20 protein-coding genes are annotated in these 16,258 nt (G+C 40.1%); 18 read left to right on the forward strand and 2 right to left on the reverse strand.

Annotation, left to right across the window (positions count from 1 at the left end):
* Positions 1-72: 72 nt before the first annotated feature.
* Positions 73-615, reverse strand: coding sequence for a GNAT family N-acetyltransferase (locus tag RV00_RS03720; RefSeq protein ID WP_071861258.1), 543 nt, complete (start codon positions 613-615; stop codon positions 73-75).
* 498 nt (positions 616-1,113) lie between these two features.
* Between RV00_RS03720 and RV00_RS03725 the strand changes: the two genes are divergently transcribed.
* Positions 1,114-1,608: a TIR domain-containing protein gene (locus RV00_RS03725; RefSeq protein WP_071861259.1), complete on the forward strand. Its 495-nt coding sequence runs from the start codon at positions 1,114-1,116 to the stop codon at positions 1,606-1,608.
* 163 nt (positions 1,609-1,771) lie between these two features.
* Here the strand turns inward: RV00_RS03725 and RV00_RS03730 are convergent, their stop codons facing one another.
* Entirely contained in the window at positions 1,772-2,152 is a 381-nt protein-coding gene (locus RV00_RS03730; protein ID WP_071861260.1) for a PH domain-containing protein, read from the reverse strand.
* Between the two features lie 469 nt (positions 2,153-2,621).
* Between RV00_RS03730 and RV00_RS03735 the strand changes: the two genes are divergently transcribed.
* The 17 genes from RV00_RS03735 (at position 2,622) to RV00_RS03815 (ending at position 16,252) form a co-directional block, all read left to right on the forward strand.
* A complete protein-coding gene (locus RV00_RS03735; RefSeq protein ID WP_071861261.1) occupies positions 2,622-3,653 on the forward strand; it encodes a sulfurtransferase in 1,032 nt (343 codons plus the stop codon).
* Positions 3,653-4,054, forward strand: coding sequence for a hypothetical protein (locus tag RV00_RS03740; protein WP_071861262.1), 402 nt, complete (start codon positions 3,653-3,655; stop codon positions 4,052-4,054). Before RV00_RS03735 ends, RV00_RS03740 begins: the two co-directional genes overlap by 1 nt.
* On the forward strand, positions 4,029-4,388 hold the full coding sequence (locus RV00_RS03745) for a 4Fe-4S dicluster domain-containing protein (RefSeq protein WP_071861263.1): 360 nt from the start codon (positions 4,029-4,031) through the stop codon (positions 4,386-4,388). Before RV00_RS03740 ends, RV00_RS03745 begins: the two co-directional genes overlap by 26 nt.
* Positions 4,385-5,140 (forward strand): heterodisulfide reductase-related iron-sulfur binding cluster, encoded by a 756-nt coding sequence (locus RV00_RS03750; RefSeq protein WP_071861264.1) that lies wholly within the window; start codon positions 4,385-4,387, stop codon positions 5,138-5,140. The genes RV00_RS03745 and RV00_RS03750 overlap by 4 nt, the downstream gene beginning before the upstream one ends.
* A gap of 216 nt (positions 5,141-5,356) precedes the next feature.
* On the forward strand, positions 5,357-6,595 hold the full coding sequence (locus RV00_RS03755; protein ID WP_071861265.1) for an ABC transporter substrate-binding protein: 1,239 nt from the start codon (positions 5,357-5,359) through the stop codon (positions 6,593-6,595).
* Positions 6,588-7,442 carry an ABC transporter permease gene (locus RV00_RS03760; protein WP_071861266.1) on the forward strand — a complete coding sequence of 285 codons (855 nt, stop codon included), beginning with the start codon at positions 6,588-6,590 and terminating at the stop codon, positions 7,440-7,442. Before RV00_RS03755 ends, RV00_RS03760 begins: the two co-directional genes overlap by 8 nt.
* Complete coding sequence (locus RV00_RS03765) at positions 7,439-8,233, forward strand: ABC transporter permease (RefSeq protein ID WP_071861267.1); 795 nt, start codon at positions 7,439-7,441, stop codon at positions 8,231-8,233. Before RV00_RS03760 ends, RV00_RS03765 begins: the two co-directional genes overlap by 4 nt.
* A complete protein-coding gene (locus tag RV00_RS03770) occupies positions 8,217-9,212 on the forward strand; it encodes an ABC transporter ATP-binding protein (protein WP_071861268.1) in 996 nt (331 codons plus the stop codon). Before RV00_RS03765 ends, RV00_RS03770 begins: the two co-directional genes overlap by 17 nt.
* The gene (locus tag RV00_RS03775) at positions 9,209-9,889 is read left to right on the forward strand and encodes a TIGR04283 family arsenosugar biosynthesis glycosyltransferase (protein WP_071861269.1); all 681 of its coding nucleotides are present in this window, start codon (positions 9,209-9,211) and stop codon (positions 9,887-9,889) included. Before RV00_RS03770 ends, RV00_RS03775 begins: the two co-directional genes overlap by 4 nt.
* An 11-nt stretch (positions 9,890-9,900) precedes the next feature.
* Positions 9,901-10,896 carry a phosphotransferase family protein gene (locus tag RV00_RS03780; RefSeq protein ID WP_071861270.1) on the forward strand — a complete coding sequence of 332 codons (996 nt, stop codon included), beginning with the start codon at positions 9,901-9,903 and terminating at the stop codon, positions 10,894-10,896.
* Entirely contained in the window at positions 10,889-11,554 is a 666-nt protein-coding gene (locus tag RV00_RS03785; RefSeq protein WP_071861271.1) for a TIGR04282 family arsenosugar biosynthesis glycosyltransferase, read from the forward strand. The genes RV00_RS03780 and RV00_RS03785 overlap by 8 nt, the downstream gene beginning before the upstream one ends.
* The gene (locus RV00_RS03790; RefSeq protein ID WP_071861272.1) at positions 11,551-12,417 is read left to right on the forward strand and encodes a nucleoside hydrolase; all 867 of its coding nucleotides are present in this window, start codon (positions 11,551-11,553) and stop codon (positions 12,415-12,417) included. The genes RV00_RS03785 and RV00_RS03790 overlap by 4 nt, the downstream gene beginning before the upstream one ends.
* 10 nt (positions 12,418-12,427) lie before the next feature.
* Positions 12,428-13,102 carry a TVP38/TMEM64 family protein gene (locus RV00_RS03795; RefSeq protein WP_071861273.1) on the forward strand — a complete coding sequence of 225 codons (675 nt, stop codon included), beginning with the start codon at positions 12,428-12,430 and terminating at the stop codon, positions 13,100-13,102.
* 127 nt (positions 13,103-13,229) lie between these two features.
* Positions 13,230-14,351 carry a helix-turn-helix domain-containing protein gene (locus RV00_RS03800; protein WP_249024057.1) on the forward strand — a complete coding sequence of 374 codons (1,122 nt, stop codon included), beginning with the start codon at positions 13,230-13,232 and terminating at the stop codon, positions 14,349-14,351.
* Positions 14,344-14,553 carry a PLDc N-terminal domain-containing protein gene (locus RV00_RS03805; RefSeq protein ID WP_071861275.1) on the forward strand — a complete coding sequence of 70 codons (210 nt, stop codon included), beginning with the start codon at positions 14,344-14,346 and terminating at the stop codon, positions 14,551-14,553. The genes RV00_RS03800 and RV00_RS03805 overlap by 8 nt, the downstream gene beginning before the upstream one ends.
* Positions 14,553-15,491, forward strand: coding sequence for an ABC transporter ATP-binding protein (locus RV00_RS03810; protein WP_071861276.1), 939 nt, complete (start codon positions 14,553-14,555; stop codon positions 15,489-15,491). The genes RV00_RS03805 and RV00_RS03810 overlap by 1 nt, the downstream gene beginning before the upstream one ends.
* Complete coding sequence (locus tag RV00_RS03815) at positions 15,488-16,252, forward strand: ABC transporter permease (RefSeq protein ID WP_071861277.1); 765 nt, start codon at positions 15,488-15,490, stop codon at positions 16,250-16,252. The genes RV00_RS03810 and RV00_RS03815 overlap by 4 nt, the downstream gene beginning before the upstream one ends.
* Positions 16,253-16,258: the final 6 nt, after the last annotated feature.

A 16,258-nucleotide genomic window follows, 5' to 3' on the forward strand; every position in this document is an offset into this window, starting at 1 on the left:
GAAATATCCAGTCCGACAAAGTTAGCTGGATAAACAGGTAGAGCTTTTTTGTTTGTAAGTGAAAGTAGAGCTTTATTTCTCAGCAGTATTTAAAATGTTGATAATGTTTTGATAATCTTGATTTCGGATAATTTGATAATTTAATTTTTGATAGAGCTTCACCGCGACGTGACTCCACGTTTGCGTAGTGAGATACAGATCTTGTTCAGGATAATAGTCGTGAAGTAGCTGGGTTACACGAATCGCTAATGCTTTAGCTAAGCCTTTGCGCTGTTCTGTTGGAAGGACACCTAACCAGTGCAAACGAGGGGCTTTTTCTTCTGTCCACCAAGCGGTAAAAGTTGCCACTTTTTCTCCTTTGGGATTTTCAATAAAAAGCATTCGACGTTGAAGCTCATTAGAGAATGGTGCGAAGGCTTTTTCAAAATAAAGGGCGGCATCCGCTTCTGTTTCAAATTCCTGCACCGCAGTTTCGATGCGGCACCAAGCCTGTGCATCTCCTAGTTGATAAAAAACGAAATGATAGCCTTCAGGAAGTTGAATCTTCGGTAATGAAGGTGCATTTGAAGGACGAAACATCGTAATGGGAATAAAGGAAACTGATTTATCCAACATGACAAAACCTCCTTGATCTAGCATATTAAAATCTTATCATGCAAGAGTCGCAAAAGCCAGATGGACTTTTTAGGCAGTCAGGTCTTTCCATTATAAAAAAATGCATTCTTGTTCTAAATGTAAAATTAATTTAAGCTTTTTGAAAGTTCCGTCAAAAAGCTTAAATGATTCACATAAAAAGAATTAAGGCTTCGGTATTCAGAGCACAGTCTCAAAGTATTTTGCAATGGTGTCCATAGTAGCGGCTTTTGAAACTCCCAATGAAATGATTCAAAAATTTTTTCTAATAAATTTACTAAAAATGTTCTCCTTAAAAACTACTATTATAAAGAAATTGGAGCCATTCATACGGATGTCTATTATATAATGAGAGGGAAATCAGGATAAGGTAGAAAAAATGACAAATGTCAAGACATTTTACCGAAAATTGAATAAGATATTTAGGCTTCGTCTTATTCAAGTCTTGAAGAATAATTTATGTGTGGGGAGGGATTTTTTATGGCGAGCAGAGTGTTCTTTAGTTTTCATTACGAAAATGATTTTTCAAGAGCGATGGTGGTTAAGAACAACTGGACACTGAAGGAAAATGAAGAATCAGGTTTTATCAAACAAGCCGAATTTGAAAGTATCAAGCGCGATGGTGAAGATAGCATTAAACGTTGGATCGATAAGCAATTAGCAGGTACCACAGTGACCGTAGTACTGATCGGTAGTGAAACCTTAGACAGCCAGTATGTACAATATGAAATCAAGCAGAGCTATCTAAGAGGCAATGCGATCATCGCGATCAAAATTGGGAAAATAAAAAATCTAAGTCAGCAGGTTTCGCTTAGTCAGTCAGCGGTAAAAATCGTTGGGAAAACGGGTCAAGGTGAATTGCTTTGGTTTGATGAAATCATTGACAGAGAATATGACTACATCAAAGACGACGGGTTTAACAAACTTGAAAATTGGATCGAAAACTGTGGGAGAATGAAGCGTAAACAAGGATAAGGCTACTATGACTCAAATGAAGAGCAGGAGAGAAGGAATGGACGAACAAGAAACGACAATTCAAGTCAATTATATGAATAAAAGGACAAGCTGTTGAATGAAGAAAGAAGCTCAACAGCTTGTCCTTTTAATTTTGCCTGACGATGAGTTAGATTACCCAAGCTTACTTTATTAAAGCTGCAGCCAAAGCCTTTTGGACAGCGACAATATTTTTATCTTTTCTAAATTGCAATGTTTCGGCAGGGAGTTCAGCACTTGAAATCCAAATTTTTAATTCGGCGTCTAAATCAAAATGCCCGCTAGTTTCCACGGAAAAGCGTGAGATTGAATGATAAGGAATCGATTTGTATTCGACTTTTTTTCCTGTCACCCCTTGTTTGTCCACCAGAATCAGCCGAAAATCCGTGAAGACGATCAAATCTCGAACAAGTTTAAAGGCTAGTGACACCCTTTCTCCCGGCACTAGAACATCGACCAGTTTCTTTTCAATTGCCTCATTGTCGTGTTGTGTCGCGTTACCCATTAAGCCGTCAAAAATTCCCATAGCAAATCCCTCTTTTCTTTTGATACCTTTTATTCTAATAGAAAAGCTATAAGATGACAAAAATCATCAAGGCAAACTGAAAAATTTAACTAAATGTTGTTTTTTTCACAAAAAAAATTTTGTTCTTTTTAAACTGAATTACCTTGATAAACGAATAGTGTTTCGTTATACTCGATAAGGAAAGAACCTAGTTGAAAAATTGGGAGTAGGAGGTGTTCTCATGCTGAAAATCTATCGTCGTTGACTTTGATCTCAACCTTTACTTAGAGTTTCTAAGCGAGTAGAACATGTGCATATCCTCCCACCAACTTTTTTTGTAATGGCTTAAAAAGCTTTTTCATTGTAGAAAAAAATAGGATCATGGAGGAAGCATACTCAGTGAGTGTGTTTTTTTGTTGTGCTTAAAAAGGGTGAATCAGCGTATTGAAAACGTTTTAAGTGAAAGAATAAACTTTAAGGAGCAATAAAGATGAAAAAATTTGTGGCAGTAATCAGTTGTTTATTATTAACGGTGTTGATCGTTGGAACAAAGGCAACAGAAGTTCAAGCAAAAGACAAAACAGAGAAGGTCCAGCGTTTAGTGAATAGTAAAGAAATCAAGACGAGCGATTTCTTTGTAGATGCGAAATGGCTGAAAAATCAACTAAAAGAAGACGATAAAACCGTCGTCATTGAAGCTTCTTATGGTGAAGGCAAGGATTATAAAAAAGCTCATATCCCTGGAGCCTTGCACATGGATACAATGGAAATTGAAAATGAAGAAAGCAACTGGAATATTTTATCTGCTGATACTTGTAAAGAGGTTTTCTTGAAACGCGGTGTGACGAAAACAACACCAGTGGTGATTTATTCAAGTGATATCAACGCGGCCGCTCGAGTAGCTTTTGTCGCTTATTGGTTAGGTGTCGATCAAGTCAAAATTTTAGATGGCGGCTTGAAGGCGTGGGAAAAAGCAGATTATAAAGTTGAAAAGGGCGAAGAAAAAGCAACAGCGGCTAAGGATTTTGGTGGAACAGTCCCAGGACGTCCAGAAAGTTTGATTTCGACTTCTGCAGATTTAGTAGCGGCTAAAGAAAAAAATCCCGAACTCGTTTTAGCTAGCGTCAGAAGTTGGAAAGAATTTATCGGTAAAACAAGTGGCTATTCTTATATTGAAAATGCCGGGGAGCCTGAAGGTGCTGTTTACGCAAAATCTAGTAAGACCAGTGCAGATGTCGCTCAATTAATGAACAACGATGGAACAGTCAAAGAACCAACCAAAATTTTTGCTGCTTGGGAAAAATGGGGTATTACGCCAGACAAGGAAGTTGCATTTTATTGTGGGACTGGTTGGCGTGCAGCAACAGCCTTTTTCATCACGAAGCAAGAAGGTTGGAAAGATGTCAAACTATTTGACGGCGGCTGGTTTGATTGGGATAAAGCCCATCAAAAAGACCCAAGCAAATATCCAGTCCAAATCGGTGATCCAAGAGACAAAGACAAATTGGAAATCTTAAACTAATGAAGATTCTGCGTTTTGTGCTTCATCTGTTACAAATCGGTTTGCTTTACGGGATCTATTTGATGCGAGACCTCTACGCCAATCACCTAGGATTTATGCGCAATGTATCTTTCTATTCTCAGAAATTTGCGGACAGTTCTTTGGGGCGGCAAATTTTCTTACTGCCTCTTTTCTTGGTCGTCGTGGCTGGTTTGATTGTCTTCAAAAAAAGAACGATCGAAAGTTTTTTACTGCTGAGTATGGGGCTACTTTTTCTTGGTTGGCAGTTGGGCGCTGGCTTGGAGCAAATCCCCATTTTTTATTTAGTCAGTGGTTTGCTTTGTCTGATTTTTTTGTTGCAGTTATTGATCGTTTTATCAAAAAAAGGAGTACGTCATGGAGTATTCACAAGAAACCATTGAACTGGCAACAGTCATCGCAGAAACCTGTACCAGCTGCGGTCGCTGTATGAAAGACTGTTTATTTTTACAAAAATATTGTGAAGATCCGCAACAGCTGTTCCAGCAATTTTTGACCGAAGGGTTAGAGCCGATTGTCCCTTATTCTTGTATGCTCTGCGGGCGCTGTACGGTAGTTTGCCCGCTGCAATTAAAATTGGATGAAGCCTTTTTAGCAATGCGTAGAGACCTGATCAAAGAAGGGCTACCTTTGAAACAGCTAAGAAGTGTTCAAGTCCATCAAAAATTATCGACAAGCAAATTTTTTACCGCAGTGAATCGAGGAGATGACCTATGAAGTATGGATTTATGGCAGGCTGTGCGCTAAGTTCAAGTAATCCGCAGCAGGTTGGTGAAATAATTGCTTATCTAAAAAGATATTATCCCGAACTGGCAGTGATCCAAGGATGCTGCGGCAAGCCAACCCGTATGATCGGTGATGAGAAATTGTTTCAAGTTCGTTTTCAAACACTGACGGATCAAGTTAACCAAGCGGGAATTGATGAATTGATTGTCGCTTGTCAAGGCTGTATCAAAACCATGACCTTGCAAAATCAATTTCCAACTAGCTCCTTATGGGTCAAGCTGGCGGAAATCGGCTTGCCGCAAGAAATGATTGGTAAAGCCAGTCAAAGCGATGTTCTTTTTTCGGTTCAAGATTCCTGTCCGACAAAAGAAATAACAGAGATCCATCAAGCAGTCCGCTTTTTGTTGGAGCAGTTAGGTTATCAAGTCGCTACCAATCGCTTGTCAGGAAAAAATACGCTGTGTTGTGGAATGGGCGGGATGTGCGGCGTTTCTAATCCACCCTTAGCAAAAGAATTCGCGACAAAACGAGTCAATGATTTTAAAACACCTCATATCGTGACTTATTGCTCCAGCTGTACCGCTGCAATGTTAATGGGTGGAGGCAAAGCTTGGCATCTATTGGATTTGATGTTTGGACCAGTGATTAATCAGCAAGCAACTTGTGCGTCACATCCGTTAAATCAACCCGTGCTTGCTTGGAAAAATCGTTATCAAACAAAAAAAATAGTAAATAATGCATAGAATTTTTATGCGTGATTTAGCTGGAAAATAAATACTTAAAAAAGAAGTAGGATTTCAGTTCCTCTTTTGGCAGTGAATATCAAATAGAAACAAAGATAAGGCTGATTAGCCGATACGTCACTGAAAAAAGATAGAGGAATGACATACGGATGAAAATCAAACTTATTTTTCGATCCTCAGAAAAATAAATACTTAAAAAAGAAGTAGGAGAAAACAATGAAAAAATGGTTTATGGGGCTTTTGACAGTGAGCATGCTTTTTTCGTTAGCTGCATGTAAGACAGGCGAAACGAAAGAGGCGAAGACGACTGATTCTATCAGCAATTTTTCAGATGCTGTAAAGGAAAGTAAGGGGGAGACCGTCACTTTTTATGGTTATGGTGGCGATGAAAAAGCCAATGCATGGGTGGATGAAGTAGTGACGCCGGCGATGAAGGAGAAATATGATATCACGGTGAAGCGTGTACCGATGGATATTGATCAAATTCTGAACAAATTGACGACTGAAAAAGAAGCCGGAACGAAAACCGGCGACATTGATGTGATGTGGATCAACGGGGAGAATTTTTATACGGCTAAACAGGCAAAGCTGCTCTATGGCCCAATCACAAATAAGATCGAGAGCTTTGAAAAGTTGATGGATGTCGATGGTCATAATTCGAAGTATGATTTTGGTGTGAAGATCGATGGGTATGAAATGCCTTATGGTAGTGCACAATTGGTTTTTGCTGGCGACAAAGAAAAATTTACTTCAGGATTTCCAACCGATACGAAAGCTTTGCTGGAATACGCAAAAGCTCATCCTGGAAAAATCACTTACACGGCACCGCCGGAGTTCACAGGTAGCGCCTTTGTTCGCAATATTATTTGTGACATCGTCGGCTACGATAAGGTAGAAAAAGCGGCTGCTAATAAGGAAGAGTTGTATCAAGTCATCAAGCCGGGCTTAGATTATTTGAATGAGATCAAGCCTTACTTGTGGCAAGAAGGAAAAACGTATCCAACAACGACGGCTGAGTTGGATCAAATGTTTTCTGCTGGTCAAATCGATATGAGCTACAGCTATTCTCAAATGCACGTGGCAGAAAAGCGCAGCGACAATGAATTCAAGCCGACAACAGAATCCTTCTTATTTGATAAGGGAACAATTGCCAATCAAAGTTACTTAGCGGTTGCTGATACATCGAAAGTCAAAGGAGCAGCTTTAGTTTTGATCAATGAAATGACTAGCGAGAGTGACCAATTGAAAAAAGCGGAAGCTAAATACGGCTACAGTATCCCGCCATTTGATTCGAAGAAGCTATCAAAGGAAACCAATCAACAATTGGCGGACTTGTACAAAAATCAAGGGGTATTGTCGTTAGAAGAGCTGCAGGAAAAACAAATTCCAGAGGTTCAAGCAAAAAAAATCCCGATCATCGAAGCGTTATGGAAAGAGCATGTTTTGCATGAATAAGAAAAAACTATTGGTGGTCCCTTTTCTACTATTAAATAGTGTCGTGATTTTCGCGGCACTATTTCGGGGATTGCAAATCAGTCTCGGGTATTATCCATTGATTGGGTTAAACCAGCTGACGTTAGCTAATTACAAAATCGTTTTGACTGATCCGTTCTTTCAAAAGTCGCTGAGTTACAGCTGCTACTTGGCACTGACGGCGACCTTTTTTTCATTGATCGTTGGCGTCGGGGTGGCTTTTTTACTGTTGAAAGTCAAACAACCCATTTTACATAAAATCCTTCAGTTACCCATCTCACTGCCACATATTATTGTGGCTTTAATGGTGCTGCAATTACTCGGCCAATCTGGGGTGCTGTCTCGTTGGTGTTTTCAATTAGGCTGGATCAAAGAGATTGGAGAGTTTCCTTTACTCGTTCACGATCAGCAGGGGATCGGGATTCTTTTCGTCTTTCTTTATAAAGAGATTCCCTATGTAGCCGTGACAGTCCTGGCGATCCTTCAGCAACTGCAGCTTGGCTATATTGAAGTGGCTAGAAATCTGGGGGCTTCGAAACGGCAAATTTTTACCCAGGTGATCTTTCCTATGATCCAAAAAACCTTGTTCACCTTATTTATTATTTTATTTTGTTTCACTTTTGCCTCCTTTGAAGTGCCTTATTTATTAGGTGATCCAAGTCATGGAACAGTAGCGTTGACGGCGTATGATCTATTTACCCAAGCGGACTTAATGACTCGTCCGCAGGCGTTTGCTTTAAATATGGTGATGTCAGCTGTTTGCTTATCGGTAGCGATCGCCGCGCTAGTTATCAGTCGCTTACTGCCGGGAGGGAGAAAAATAAAATGAAGACTTCCGGAAAAATGAACTATTTATTTCTGAGTGTCATCGCGTTTTTGATTTTGTTGCCGTTAAGCTTTTTAGTCTTGTGGTCAGTCAGTTCCAAATGGCTGTATCCGGCAGTCTTACCACAGCAGCTGGCCGTAAAACCCTTTGTCCAGATGATTCATGATCCTAGTTTTTTCCCAGCAATCATGAATAGCTTCGTAATCGCATTTGCGGCGATGTTTCTAACATTAATAATCGCGTTGCCGGCGGCGAATTATTTTGCTTTTCAGCAGCAGTTCTCCCAGCGAGTCATCGAGGTAATGATTTATCTGCCATTGATTCTGCCGGCGGTGGCCTTGATTACATCGAGTCAAGTAATCTTTTTGAAACTAGGATTAAACGGCAGCTTGCTCGGTGTCGTTTTGATCCATACGTATTTTTGTCTGCCTTATGGCATGCAGATTTTATTGGAGAGCTACCGTCAATTAGGTGAGGGTTTTAGTTTAACCGCAAGAAGTTTAGGCGCAAACCGCTGGCTGACTTTTTGGCAGATTTCGTGGCCTTTGCTAAGACCAGGGATCGCTACGGCCGCTTCTTTGGTATTTATCGTTTCCTCTAGTCAGTATTTGCCAACGTTTTTTATTGGCGGCGGACGGATCGTGACCTTGCCTTTCCTCTTGTTGCCTTATGCCAATAATGGTCGTTACGGCATTGCATCGGCATACAGTTTATTATTTTTAGTTTGCACGATTATCGGGGTCTGGTTTTTAAGAAAAATGCTAGGAGGAGTACAACGTGGGACTAAGCGTTAACAATCTTTATGTGAACTACGGGAAAAAAGAAATATTAACTGATTTGTCCTTTGATGTGGCTGAAGGAGAAACAGTCGCACTGTTTGGTCCATCAGGTGTCGGTAAAACAAGTCTATTGAAAATACTGGCGGGTATCCAAAAAAGTGACAGAGGAACAATTACCTTCTCAGATTCATTTTCCCAAGAGGAGACGATTTTAGTCTTTCAAGATTTTTGGTTATTCCCTCATATGACGGTGACCGAAAATATTGCCTTTGGTTTAAAAGCTCGCAAACTTTCGAGAGCGATCATTCAAGAAAAACTTCAAAAAATTATCACCGCTTTTGATTTAACGGGCTTAGAAAATCAGTTTCCAGATCAATTATCAGGCGGGCAGCAGCAACGAGTCGCCTTGGCCCGAGCGATTGTATTAGAACCTAAACTACTTTTGTTAGATGAACCTTTCGCAAATTTGGATAGCCAATTAAAATTGACGATGCGAAGCTATCTGCAGCGCTTGCAACAGGAGTATCGATTCAGTGTGATCTTAGTGACCCATGATCGAGATGAGGCATTTCATTTGGCCGATCGAATGATTTTATTATTAGCCGGAACCATCCAGCAGATCGGTACGCCGCAAGAACTTTATTTTTATCCCCTCAATCAACAAGTCGCCGAAGCAATCGGTGAGGGAAACTATTTATCCGGGAACGTTCAAGGAGAGTCCTTTCAAATTGGAACGACGACGTTAGTGGTGAAAAATCCACAACAATTGGTAGGGGAGGCACGAGTCTTCATTCCTTATGGAACAGAGATCGCGATTAGTGAGCAGGGATTACCGGCACGGGTCTTTAGCAACGACTGGTCACCCAATGGTCAGCGGACGCAGCTGCAGGTTGGCGAATGTCTATGTACGTTTACGAATCTATCGCAAAAAGTTCAGACTGGAACGGAAATTCATTTGAATTTTCAACAGTCCTTGCAGGTGCTACCCGTATGATCTCAGTGATTATTCCGACTTTAAATGAAGAGCAAAGAATCGAAAAACTATTACCGCAAATCAGCCAATTATTAAAAAATATTCCCCATGAACTGATTGTGGTGGACGGCGGCAGTTCAGACCAAACGATTCAACAAGCTGAACGTTTTGCAAACGTCTATCAGTTGTCTAAAGGAAATCGTGGAGCTCAATTATGTTACGGAGCAGAACAGAGCCGCGGGGACTTTTTATGGTTTTTACATAGTGATAGCGAACTGGAAATAGAATTTACTGAGCTCGTAAAACTTCAACAAGTATTAAGAAATTCAGAATATAGTGCTGCTTTTTTTCAGTTAAGCTTTGATTCCTCAGATAAATTTTTTTCTTATTTAGCATGGACCTCAAGCCTCCGCGCACGTTTTCTTGGTTTGATCTTTGGAGATCAGGGGCTATTTGTTACACGTGAGTGCTATCAACAAGCAGGTGGATTTGATGCGGTTCCTTTAATGGAGGATTGGCAGTTGAGTCGCCGCTTGCGAAAAATTGGTAAATTCTATCCAGCGACTGGTAAGATCAGTACCTCTAGCCGCCGTTTTAGAAAAGGTAAATTGCGCACTCATTTAGCGATGCATCGCATCAAATTATTGTATCTACTAGGAATGCCACCAGAAAAATTAGCCAAACACTATTATAAATAAAGGAGCACAGGATGCGCACAAGAATCGCCGCTTATTTAAAAGAGTTTCATTTAATTGAAAAATTAGAATTACAAACGCCGATTACAGTGGAATTTTTAGCACAAGGAGAATACAATCAAAATTTTCTGATCTACGATGAAAAGAAACAACTTGTTTTCCGTTTGAACTACGGCAGTCAATTACAGTTGGAGAATCAAATTCAGTATGAGTATCAAGCATTGAGGTGGCTGGAACGAACGGACCGGACACCGAAAGTTTATTTTGTCGATGACAGCCGCCGGTTTTTTAAGCAAGGCTTATTGATCATGGAATTTCTAGTGGGACAACCCTTAGATTATCGCAGTGATCTGGCTAAAGCTGCTAAAATTTTTGGTGAAATCCATCGTCAGCCGATTGATGATCTGGCCGCAAATTTTCTTGTAGAAGAAAAAAAGACGATTTTGTCTGCCCGCGTGGAGGAGTGTCAGCGGCTATTAGCACCGGTTTTAAAAAGTGATTTTGTACCTTTAACAGCTCAAAGAGAATTGGCGAGAGCCTTAGAACGCTGTACAAAAAATGTTGACCAGCAGCGCTTTTTCACTGATTTGGATCTTTGGTGTGTGAATAATACAGAGGTCAATTCTCACAATTTCATTATCGGTGAAAAAAGCTATTTGATCGATTGGGAGAAGCCAGTGATCAGCCATCCGGTGCAAGATATTTCGCAATTTTTGGCCTCAACGACGACCCTTTGGCGCAGTAATTTATTATTGAGTCAAACAGAAAAACACCAATTTTTTGACGAGTATCTTGACGCAACAGGATTTGACAGAATAGCCTTTGAAGAAGCGCTAAGAATCTACCATCCCTACTTGATGCTGCGGGCACTAGCATGGTCGGCGATGGCCTATGACAGTTATCAAACAGCGACGAAGGCGTTGAAAAATCAAGAAATTTTTGAAAAGGTGACCAGCTATTTGGAACCAGATTTTTTACAACAAGCATTGAAGGAGCAAGTCTTTGAATAAACAGGCCTATATTTTATTTACGCGCGTTCCGGTTCCTAATAAAGTCAAAACCCGCTTGCAAAGTCGCTTGACTGGCACAGAAGCTAGTCAAGTTCAGCTGCGGATGCTGCAAGATAGCTTCGAAAAATTTGCGTCACTAGCGGATCAAGGGATCGATCTCTTTTTAGCTTATTCGGACGAAGGCAGCCCTGATTCTTTGATCCAACTCATGCCAAAAAGCTTTAAGGCCTTTCCTCAGAAAGGACAAACGATTGGTGAGCGAATGAAGCAGGCACTGGCGACGGTCTTTTCGCTCGGTTATCAAAAAGTTATTTTGACTGGTAGTGATATTCCTAATTTAACTGCTGAGCTTATTGTCTCAGCTTTTGATCAAATGAGCGAAGTGGTATTGGGACCATCTCCTGATGGCGGTTATTATTTAGTGGGAGCGACAGAAAAAGTAAACGTAGCACCGATTTTTGATGCGCCGATTACTTGGGGGAAAAGTGAAGTGCTAACTGAAACATTAAAGTTGTTAAGTAAGTATCAAGTGGCTTTGTTAGAGCCGCTGGAAGACATGGATCATCCGGCCGATCTGCAAGCGATTCAATCTCAATTGAACCAGGAGAATGCGTATTTTGGCGACTGGCTCAAAGAAAATCGAGGGTTATTCCAATGAGAAAAATTATTTATGATTGCGACAATACCTTTGGCTTGAAAAATCATGATGTGGATGATGGGTTGACGTTATTCTATTTATTGGGCATGCCTGAAATTGACTTATTAGGCGCGACTTTAAGCTATGGGAACGGAACTATTTTAGAAGTCCAACAAATGACCCAGAAATTACAAGCACGGCTGCAACTAGATTTTTCCTATTATCCCACAGAAAAAGCGGTGGATTTTTTAGTGGAGCAGGTCAATCGCTTTCCCAACGAGATCACAATCATCGCTACGGGAGCATTAACGAATCTAGCGCGAGCACAAGAGAAGGACCCGGCTTTTTTTAATAAAGTCCAAGAAGTCATCTTGATGGGGGGAATCACGCAGCCGCTTTTCGTAAATCAACGGCCAGTGACCGAATTGAATTTTTCTTGTGACTCCTTGGCGACTGAAAAAGTATTACTGAGTCAGGCGAAATTAACGATCATGAATGGCCACATGACTGCGGAAGCCTTTTTTTCAAAGAAAGAATTGGAAGACTTTCTTGAAGCAGCCGGTTCTTTGATAACTTCAGACAAATTGCGCTGGATAGCAGACAGCTTGCAAAGCTGGATTGAATGGAACGAGGAAATTTTTCACTACAGCGGTTTTTGCAATTGGGACATGACTACAGCGGTCTATTTGGAACGTCCGGATTTGTTTAGCCAAGAAGAGTATCAACTTGCTGGGGAGCAAGCTAATTTGTCAAAGGGACAATTGACGTTGGCACAGCAGTCTGATTATTTAGTGAAGATGCCACAAAAACTGTTGGATTTGACCAGCTTTAATCAATTAGTCATTCAACGAATGGTGCAGGGATTAACTCGTAGTATCGACTAGAGGAGGAAGTATGAAGAAAATTATTGGATTTCTCGTATTGATATTGATCGTGCTAGTACTTGCCAATCAGCTTGGGTTAGTCGCACTATTGACGGATATCTCACAACTGAGAAGCTATCTTGAAAGTCTTGGTTGGCGGGGCTATTTAATCTTTATCTTACTTTCAATAGTGGTCGCGGTTTTTTTACTACCGGGACAATTTTTAGCGATCGTTGGCGGCTTAGCCTATGGCGGTTGGATCGGTGGCGGATTAACCGTGATTGGTGCCTCACTAGGAGCAAGTATTTCCTTTGTGATTGGGAAATATGTAGCTCGTGAATATCTACTACAACGCTTTGGCAGTGATCCAACCTTTCAAAAAATTGAAAAAGGGGTGCGGGAAAATGGACTTTCTTTTTTGATCTTTACCCGCTTAGTGCCGATCTTTCCTTTTGCCATTCAAAGCTATGCCTATGCAATGACCCCCATGAGCTTGAAAAAATTTAGTCTGATATCCTTTTTGACGATGTTGCCTGCGAGTTTTATTTATGCTTTTATGGCCTCGGAGATTGTGACCAAAGGAGTTTCCGTAAAATTATTACTTGAGCTGACTATTGCTGGGATTCTTTTAGGATTATTGTCTTATCTGCCGAAAAAATTCAGTCGAAAAATGAATGATTTATCCTCAAAATACGAAGAACGTTAAAAGACTAATCTTTAGTCTTTTTTTGTTGCTCACAAGTTGATTAATAGCCACAAAAGTTAACAACAACTCCATTGTGTTTCTTCAAAAATCATTCTAAAATAACATTAAGGAGGGATCGAAGGTGGAAATGAATATTGGAACGATCATTATGGAGAAACGCAAAGAAAAGCAAGTCACGCAGCAAGAACTGGCGAATTTTGTGGGTGTTTCGAAAGCTTCAGTTTCAAAATGGGAAACGGGGCAAACCTATCCAGATATTACGCTATTACCATTATTAGCCGCTTATTTTGATATCACGATTGATTCACTTTTAACTTATGAACCCCAGCTGGACAATCATGAGATACAACGGATCTATGGCATGCTGAAAAATTCTTTAGAAACCAAATCAGCGGACGATGTCTTAGCGACAACGCGTAGTTTCATTCGCCGTTATTATTCCTGCTATCCTTTTATTTTGCAGATGGGCCTATTTTTGTTGAATCACGTGGATTTATTACCAGGTGAGGACAAAATCACCCGTTATACTAAAGAAGCACGAGAATTATTTATTCATGTGCGAACCCAAAGCAAAGATCCGGAACTGATTACTCGGGCACTGAAATATGAAGCTTATAGCTCATTGACCCTGCAGGAATTTGATCAAGCTTTAGAAATATTAGGGGAACAGGTGCCAGTTATCTTTCCAGTCGAGAGTCTGATCGCAATGGCGCAGCAACAAAAAGGTGAGCCGCAACAAGCGCAAATTACGTTACAAAGCGCCATCTATCAATACACAACGGTCTTTCTTAGTTTTTTGAGCAATTACTTACAGTTATTATTACAGCAGCCTGAAAAATACAATGAAACGGTGCAACGAGGTCGAGGCTTTGCTAAGCTTTTTCATTTTGAAACGCTTCATCCTGTAGCCTTCATGAATTTTCAACTTTCAGCGATCTTTGGATACGCACAAATGCAAAATGAATCGGCTGCTATTGAATTATTAGGAGAATTTCTCGAGATAATAAAGCAGACAGTCTTTCCCGTTGATTTGCATGGGGATGATTATTTTGATCGAATTGACGAGTGGTTGGAGAATTTAGAAATTGGCAATCAACTACCAAGAAACTCAAGTGTGTTAAAGGAAGATTTTATTGATTTAGTGATCGATCATCCGCTGTTTGTAAATTTCTCGAACCAGCAAGAATTAAACAGAATTTATGATGAATTGAAAGCAATTAAAACGAAAGGAGGGACAGCCGATGCCTAATGTTGATTTCTTACTCGAGAATCTGCCTATTTTATTGCCGCTGATCCTTTTAGAATTAACCTTAATGATTGTGGCTGTTAGACATATTTTGCTTCATCGAAACTATCGTTTTGGCAATCGCGGAATTTGGCTTTTTGTCGTGATTATTTTCCAAATTATTGGTCCAGTGGTGTATTTTGTTTTCGGAAGAGGCGACGAATAATGAATATTTTGGAATTAAGACAGGTTTCTAAAGCCTTTGGGCCCAAACAGGTGCTTGATGAATTGAATTTAGTTGTGCCCACTGGGTCTATCTTTGGTTTTGTAGGAGAAAATGGGGCAGGGAAAACGACAACGATGAAGTTGATTCTCGGCTTGGAGCAAAAAGATCAAGGCGAAATTTTGATCAAAGGCAAACCCGTGGCTTTCGGCGACAATCAAACCAATCAAGTAACGGGTTATTTACCAGATGTGCCTGAATTTTATAATTATATGACTGGCAAGGAGTATTTGACCTTTTGTGGCGAAATTACGGGATTGTCGAGAACGATACTGAGGCAAAAAGTTCCAGAAACATTAAAACTAGTAGGTCTATCTCTAGACAAAAAAAGAATCAAAAGTTATTCACGGGGTATGAAGCAACGTCTGGGGATCGCGCAAGCACTATTGAACGATCCAGAGTTATTGATTTGCGATGAGCCCACTTCGGCGTTAGATCCAAGTGGACGCAATGAATTTTTAGAGATTCTAGCTGGTTTAAAAGGACGCACTACGATTTTGTTTTCGACCCACATTTTAAGTGATGTTGAACGTATCTGTGACTATGTCGGCATTCTTGATCAAGGAAATTTGACGATCAGTGGTCCATTGGACGAATTAAAGCGGCAGTATGCGAAAGATCAAATCGAAATTCAATTCTCGGAAAAGCAAAACTTGCGGGCTTTTTTCAAAGAGCTGGATCAGTTAAAAGAGCGGGAACAACTGTCGGATTATTCTTATGATCCCGATAAATTTCTTTTTAAAGTGAATTACGTTGGTAGTTATGAAAAACTGGCGGAAGAAATCTTTCGCAGCTTTGAAGCTACACAATTATTTCCAAGAGTCATCAAAAAAATCGATCCTTCACTAGAATCGATTTTTCTGGAGGTGGTCCAGTCATGAGAAATTTAGTCTATTTTACGAAAAAGGAATTATTTGAAAGTTGGCGGACCTATCGACTGCTGATCTTGCTGATTGTATTTTTGATTTTAGGCTTGATGAATCCTCTGCTGGCTAAGTTAACGCCAGAGATTTTTAAGATGACGATTGGTAAATCATTGGCTCAAACGATTCCTGAACCTTCATCCCTTGACTCTTGGACTCAATTTTATAAAAATATGACCCAAATAGGTTTAGTTGTTTTTGCTTTGATGTTTAGCGGTACAGTAAGTAGTGAAGTCAATCAAGGAACATTGATCAACTTAGTGACCAAGGGCTTGCATCGCTGGACGGTCATTATTGGCAAAATGATTAGTTTGATTTTCCAGTGGACTCTGTGTTTGATTTTATCCTTCTTGATCACTTGGGCCTATACTCTGTATTACTTTCCTGATGATAAGAGTCCTTACTTGCTTCAGGCAGTTTTTCCTTTGTGGCTATTTGGACTGCTGCTGATGGGGCTGGTTCTTTTTGCTTCGACGATAGCGCGAAATAGTTATGAAGGATTATTGATTACTGGTGGCGGTGTAGTGATTTTAGGATTGTTAAATCTTTTTGAACAAGTAAAAAAATACAATCCAATCTCACTAACAATAGAAAATCTAGATTTTTTACAAAAGGCCGAGTTGTTTCAAGATTACTTAGCGGCGATGATCATCAGTTGCCTCCTATTCGTTTTATTGATTATCTTGAGTATTTTACTTTTTAATAAAAAAAGGCTGTGAATTAAA

Origin of the sequence: Enterococcus devriesei, from assembly GCF_001885905.1 — a bacterium.
In the GTDB taxonomy this organism is placed as follows: Bacteria; Bacillota; Bacilli; order Lactobacillales; family Enterococcaceae; genus Enterococcus_A; species Enterococcus_A devriesei.